This is a genomic window from Parapedobacter flavus (assembly GCF_035818675.1).
In the GTDB taxonomy this organism is placed as follows: Bacteria; Bacteroidota; Bacteroidia; order Sphingobacteriales; family Sphingobacteriaceae; genus Parapedobacter; species Parapedobacter flavus.
Genome location: NZ_JAYKZZ010000043.1, coordinates 1 through 3,303 on the forward strand (window position 1 = coordinate 1; position 3,303 = coordinate 3,303).

The following is a 3,303-nucleotide window of genomic DNA, read 5'->3' on the forward strand; positions in this document are numbered from 1 at the left end:
CTTAAGGTTGGTGGATGTTCCGGGGCGTAGCGGTATCCTCATCCATGCCGCCAATGATGCGGCTACCCAGCAGCTTAAACCTGTTCTCAAGAGGTCCTTTCCACAAAAAAGTTAAAATTTTTCTTGCATTTTTAAATCGAACCATTACTTTTGCAGTGTACTATTAAACTAATACACTAGATTATGATTCAATTGACGGATTTGTCATTTGGTTACCGAAAGCAACCGCCACTGTTCAATGGCCTCAACCTGTCGCTAGGGGCCGGGCATATCTATGGCTTGCTCGGCAAGAACGGTTCGGGCAAGACCACATTGCTGAAAAACATGGTCGGGCTACGCTACCCAACAGCCGGGCGCGCCACGATGGATGGGTTGGACACAGCCAATCGATGTCCTGATGTGCTGAGTCGCGTATTTTTCCTGCCGGAGGAACCGTATATACCAGACCACACCGCAACAGCCTTTTTAAGAATGAATAGCGGATTTTATCCGGCCTTTGACCGGGCATTGTTGGCAGATTACCTTGAGGCATTTGAAGTGCCGGAGCAGCGGACACTCGCCAAGCTCTCGTTGGGTCAGCAAAAGAAATTCATGGTGGCGTTTGCGTTGGCATGCCGTACCAAGTTGTTGGTGATGGATGAACCTACGAACGGATTGGATATCCCCTCGAAGGTACAATTCCGCAAAGTGTTGGCATCAGCATTTGACGAAGACCGCTGTATTGTGTTGTCTACGCATCAGGTAAGGGACCTGGATAACCTCATCGATTCGGTCATCATATTGCATGATGGGACGATTAAACTTCATGCCCCATTGGAACGACTGACGGCGCAAATCCGTTTCGGGAAAGTATCCGGAGGGGCGGGGTCGTCCGCTTTGTATGGAGAGGAAGCATTTGATGGTACGCACGCCATCCTGCCTAATCCCGAAGGCGTATCAAGCAAGCCCGATCTCGAACTATTATTCAATGCGGTGGTCAGTGAATCGGGGATATTGTTGGATTATCTAACCAAGGAGGAAGCATGATGAATGACATATTTGATTGGAGCCGGTTTTTCCGTTTGGTTGGCAGTCATTTCAGAAAGAATGTGAAGGCCTATTTAATCAGTTGCCTTGTATTCTCCGGTGTGATAGTTGGCTTGTTCGTATTGCTAATTTCTTCCTATCCAAACGAAGCCATTGTTGCCGGCAAGCAATTTTTCGTGTACTTGATGGCAATCTATGGTGGCTTATTTATTTTTACGGTCGGGATTTTTCAAACCTACCAACGACCGAGGGAAGGTATCTTCCAATTGATGCTGCCGGCTTCGGGATTTGAGAAGTTCCTGTTGGGTTGGTTGGTGTCTTTCGGCGGCTATGTGATTTGTGCAAATGCGGTGTTTTTTGTGGTGCGTTACGTCGTGACGCAATTTTATTCAGCCCGCGGTTACGAGGTGGCTGGCCTGTCGGATTATAGGCAGTTGCTGGACGACTCGGACAAGGTTCCTGTGGTTTTAGTACTGGTGTTGGCTTACGTGTTTTTCCACGCGTTTGCCCTGTTCGGTTCGTTGGTATTCCGGAGAATGGCCGTATTGAAGACGGCCTTGGCACTGCTTCTTTTTATCTTGGCGTATTGGATGGTCAACGGTACTTTATATAACGTGTTGTTCCAGTTGGACATCCAGCAAGCCCCACTACTGCCATTCATGCCGGTGTTCATTGAGGACGGCGGTATGACGTATCAAGTAGAAACCCCGGATTGGCCCTACTGGGTAGTAGCACTTTCGATCGCCGTCACGGTATTGCTCTGGGTTTTATCTTATTATAAACTACGCGAAAAAGAGGCCTGATATGGAGTTTAAAAGTAAAGATGCCATTTATCTGCAGATTGCGGATTATGTGAATGAGCACATCCTTTTGGGCCGGTGGGTGGTTAACGAGAAGATACCTTCGGTGCGGGAACTCGCGGCGGACCTCCAGGTAAATCCCAACACGGTGATGCGTACATATGAGCACCTCCAGCAGTCGGGCGTCATTTTCAACAAACGGGGTATTGGTTTTTTTGTGGCCGAGCAGGCGAAGCGCCACATCAAAAAACAGCAACGAGAGCGCTTTCTGGAGCGCGACCTGCCTGAATTTTTTAGAAACATGTATTTATTGGGCATCTCGCCGGATGAAATTGCGGCAAGATACGAGGTGTACCTAAAAGAAAATTATACCAATCATGAAGACGAGCTCTAAATTATTGGCCGTGGCCGTACTATTATTGGTTACAGCCGCTATTGTTAATGCGTTGACGCTGAAAAGCCGGTTTAAGGCCATGAGAATGCATACCTCTGTCAGGCTAGCGGAGTTTCCCGTAACGGACTTTCGTTCCATCGAACTTTCGGGTAGCGCCCCGCAGGGCATGGCATTGCAAATTATCGTGAAACGTGCCGACCGGTTTGCCGTGCGGTATACTAAATACCTCGGTTTTATCCATGTGGCTCAGGTGGGCTCGACCTTGAAGGTTACCATCGACCATCATAAAAAGTACGAAGGCAATATGCGGATTCGTCCGGAAATCATCATCGAATGCCCCGAGCTGGTGGCGATAACCGCTGCGGGAACGCCCTTGGATAGCCTGGACTTACCGGAAGGCACCCACGTGTTTACGCGGCTTCACCACCAGAAAGGCTTCGTCACCATCGAAGGGTTCAGCGCCACCGCTATGGATGTTTTTGCAGCTGATGGAATGGAGGTCACCCTGGATAGCTTGGCGATCGATTCCCTTACGGCGCGAACGGACCGCGCCGGCATGGTGCATATCCAACGCAATGCGCTAGGGCACGCCGACTTAACCGTGGGTAACGGGACTACGATCACACTCGACCATACGCAAATTGGCACAGTGACCACTGATGTCGCTGAAAAGGGCCAATTCATCGTCAAAGGCACCCAACTTACGGCACGCAGTGCGCTTTCTGCCCATTAGCTCACGGCGACCCGAAACCGGCACAGTAGCGGTCGTTGTCGAAATTGTAAATTCGATTACATTGGAGGACACGACAATAAAAGCCCTAGGCACACGTTCTAAATACTTTATGCCGGCCTACGTAACGAGACGGGAAATGGCCGGTAACACATAAATGAAAAATTACAATAAATGAATTGTCCTAATTGTAACGAAACCTTGTGTCTATAACGGAGGTCACTGGGCCACGGTTTACGGTAATGCCGGGCCAGTGATTTCGGGAATCATTGGGCCAAAAAGTTCGCATTTCATCACGGAGGTCATTGGGCCAAAACGAGGGGTGAATATGACGGATTAACGGAGGTCATTGG

The 3,303-nt window shown here is 49.2% G+C and carries 4 protein-coding genes; all 4 read left to right on the forward strand.

The window, feature by feature from the left end; translation table 11 throughout:
- The first annotated feature begins 183 nt into the window (after positions 1–183).
- From U9S71_RS20640 to U9S71_RS20655, 4 genes are read left to right on the forward strand one after another with little or no spacing between them, the layout of a single operon-like run.
- The gene (locus U9S71_RS20640; RefSeq protein ID WP_326329748.1) at positions 184–1,026 is read left to right on the forward strand and encodes an ABC transporter ATP-binding protein; all 843 of its coding nucleotides are present in this window, start codon (positions 184–186) and stop codon (positions 1,024–1,026) included.
- Positions 1,023–1,829, forward strand: coding sequence for a hypothetical protein (locus tag U9S71_RS20645; protein WP_326329749.1), 807 nt, complete (start codon positions 1,023–1,025; stop codon positions 1,827–1,829). Before U9S71_RS20640 ends, U9S71_RS20645 begins: the two co-directional genes overlap by 4 nt.
- Before the next feature lies 1 nt (position 1,830).
- Positions 1,831–2,220 (forward strand): GntR family transcriptional regulator, encoded by a 390-nt coding sequence (locus U9S71_RS20650; RefSeq protein WP_326329750.1) that lies wholly within the window; start codon positions 1,831–1,833, stop codon positions 2,218–2,220.
- Positions 2,204–2,953: a hypothetical protein gene (locus U9S71_RS20655; RefSeq protein WP_326329752.1), complete on the forward strand. Its 750-nt coding sequence runs from the start codon at positions 2,204–2,206 to the stop codon at positions 2,951–2,953. Before U9S71_RS20650 ends, U9S71_RS20655 begins: the two co-directional genes overlap by 17 nt.
- The last annotated feature ends 350 nt before the right edge of the window (positions 2,954–3,303 follow it).

Excerpts from the sequence above, each read along its gene's own strand:
- U9S71_RS20640 (WP_326329748.1), top strand. The coding sequence starts at position 184 with ATGATTCAATTGACGGATTTGTCATTTGGTTACCGAAAGCAACCGCCA.
- U9S71_RS20645 (WP_326329749.1), top strand. The coding sequence starts at position 1,023 with ATGATGAATGACATATTTGATTGGAGCCGGTTTTTCCGTTTGGTTGGC.
- U9S71_RS20650 (WP_326329750.1), top strand. The coding sequence starts at position 1,831 with ATGGAGTTTAAAAGTAAAGATGCCATTTATCTGCAGATTGCGGATTAT.
- U9S71_RS20655 (WP_326329752.1), top strand. The coding sequence starts at position 2,204 with ATGAAGACGAGCTCTAAATTATTGGCCGTGGCCGTACTATTATTGGTT.